The organism is Moorena sp. SIO4A1 (assembly GCF_010672065.1).
Taxonomy (GTDB): domain Bacteria; phylum Cyanobacteriota; class Cyanobacteriia; order Cyanobacteriales; family Coleofasciculaceae; genus Moorena.
In genome coordinates, this window is sequence record NZ_JAAHHX010000368.1 from 1 (window position 1) to 2,047 (window position 2,047).

Sequence of the window (2,047 nt, forward strand, 5' to 3'; positions counted from 1 at the left end):
TTTTTATTGTAACACAATCGCCGGGATAAATCCCGCTCCGTTCCCCGCCCACCCAATAAATTAGGTGGCTAAATCTCTCTTGTTCCTTTTCTGTTTGATATTCTGGGGCGTTCTACAGCGAAAGCGCGTTAGTGCGATGCTCCTTGGCCTTTGGGCCACGCTACGCGAATGGAGCCGCTACGCGATCGCCCTCTATTGATTCATTTCAAGTTTACTATAGCGCTGTCCGCAGCGCTATAACTGTAACATCAGCTGATTTTAGACCGACATTATCGGTCTTGGAGAATTGTGGTGAAACAGTGTGGAGTGCGCAACGGATTTGCGGTAAGTAGGACCCTTGAGTAAGCTGGTAGATGCGATGCTCCTTGGCCTAAAGGCCAAGCTACGCAAATGGAGCCGCTTCGCGAACGCTAAAATAGACTAAGCTAGAGCTGGCTATAAGTATATGGATTTAAAAGAACAAAACTGGAAAAATTTCACGGCACACCTGCGGGATTGGCATGGGATTTGGACAAGGTATTCTCCTTCAGGAGAAGTAAAAGAATCATTTCAAAGTCTGAGAAGCTTTCAGAGCAATCCAGAGAAAACTGAAATTCATCAAGTAAATCGCTATATCTACGCTGAAGATAACTTCAAAGAAGAAAGTTGGGACTATAATCAGCAAGAAAATAATTTACCTGATGGCATATTTCACCCACAAGCTGATTCGATGAGAACTATTTGCTTTGAATCTGGTCATACTGCTTGGGTAACAAGACAATTAAAACCCGATTCGTATTTTGGTGTTGAATTATTTTTTAGGTACGAAGAATTACGACATAGTGTCGGAATTGTTTACGATAAACAAGGGGCTTTGTTCCGAACAGCGAATATTCGTGAAGATGCCAGGGGTTTTCCTAGTCAGTATTGGTCTAAAGAAATAGAACAGGTGTCCGATAGAAATCTGAGTGGGAATTGGCAAGGAACCTATGTTACCATGACCCCTGATTTAAAGATTTCTGAGCCTGTAGCAATTCAATTAAACTGGGGTTGGGAAGGACATAACACCTTCTTTTTACCTGATGGAGTTTCTATCTGTTGTCCAGATCAAGTAAGTGTTGGTACTCCCTGTACTCTCGCAGCAAATTGGCTGGTAACACCGTCAAAGTTGCAACAATTGAAGGTCAAGTATGACGAGTCTGGTGGTTTTGCTGCACTAACATTGGAACAACTTCATCTTTGATGTCAAAATAGGGTAATCCGCTCTTAATCGAGTTTTAAAATTACTGTACTTTGGCCTAAAGACTTCACAATTTACGGCTTTGTCCTGAAGCAAGCTCTATAATTATCGTCCCTTAAAAACTAAAAAACCCTGGTTAAATCAAGATTTTCAGCGGAAAAATACCAGGGTAAACGCATCTTACTAGATTAATTGGTTTAATCGGGTTTGATTGAATGTGTATTAACTTTCTATGAAACCCTTTTTTTAACCAAAAACAAGCTTTAACGCTATTTTTGTCCTGTACATAGATTCACAATATTCTGTACATTAAGGCACTAGATTTAAATTCCAATTTATCAAAAATATATCTTGAGGATTGATTGGGATAAATATAGACAACATTAACTCTTTCTTTAAGCCAATCAAGACAACTTTGCACTAATGTAGTGGCTAACCCTTGGCCTCTGTATTCTGGCATAGTGTAGACATCACTAATTAGACCGACCAGGTGAGGGATATGTACCATCTTGGTAGAGAAAGCTCCAGCACAAGCGACTATGTCACCATTGTTAGATTGCCCTAAGTAATGTATGCAATTCCCCTCTTCGTAATATTGTTTATACAGATCAGCAACGAAGTCTATAGCTTCCTGTGCATCTGGTACACTAGCATAGCCTTCTTCATACAAATTTTTGCAATTTCTCAATAACCGCTGGTTGACAGATTGGATCAGCAATTTATCAGGCAGGGCTACCCACCAGTCGATGCTCTATAGCCTTTTGTCGAATCAAATCTGGTAAGGGGGGGATTTTGTCATCCCCTCGCAAGCGGGACAGTAAATACGCC

At 40.8% G+C, this 2,047-nt stretch carries 3 protein-coding genes; 2 read left to right on the forward strand and 1 reads right to left on the reverse strand.

What is annotated here, in order from left to right:
- The first annotated feature begins 131 nt into the window (after positions 1-131).
- Both F6K53_RS38360 and F6K53_RS38365 read left to right on the forward strand, forming a co-directional pair.
- Positions 132-332: a hypothetical protein gene (locus F6K53_RS38360; protein WP_293085038.1), complete on the forward strand. Its 201-nt coding sequence runs from the start codon at positions 132-134 to the stop codon at positions 330-332.
- A gap of 113 nt (positions 333-445) precedes the next feature.
- A complete protein-coding gene (locus tag F6K53_RS38365; RefSeq protein ID WP_293085041.1) occupies positions 446-1,222 on the forward strand; it encodes a DUF3598 family protein in 777 nt (258 codons plus the stop codon).
- A gap of 289 nt (positions 1,223-1,511) precedes the next feature.
- On the opposite strand, the gene F6K53_RS38370 is transcribed toward F6K53_RS38365, so the two are convergent.
- The gene (locus F6K53_RS38370) at positions 1,512-1,907 is read right to left on the reverse strand and encodes a GNAT family N-acetyltransferase (RefSeq protein ID WP_293085044.1); all 396 of its coding nucleotides are present in this window, start codon (positions 1,905-1,907) and stop codon (positions 1,512-1,514) included.
- Positions 1,908-2,047 lie beyond the last annotated feature (140 nt).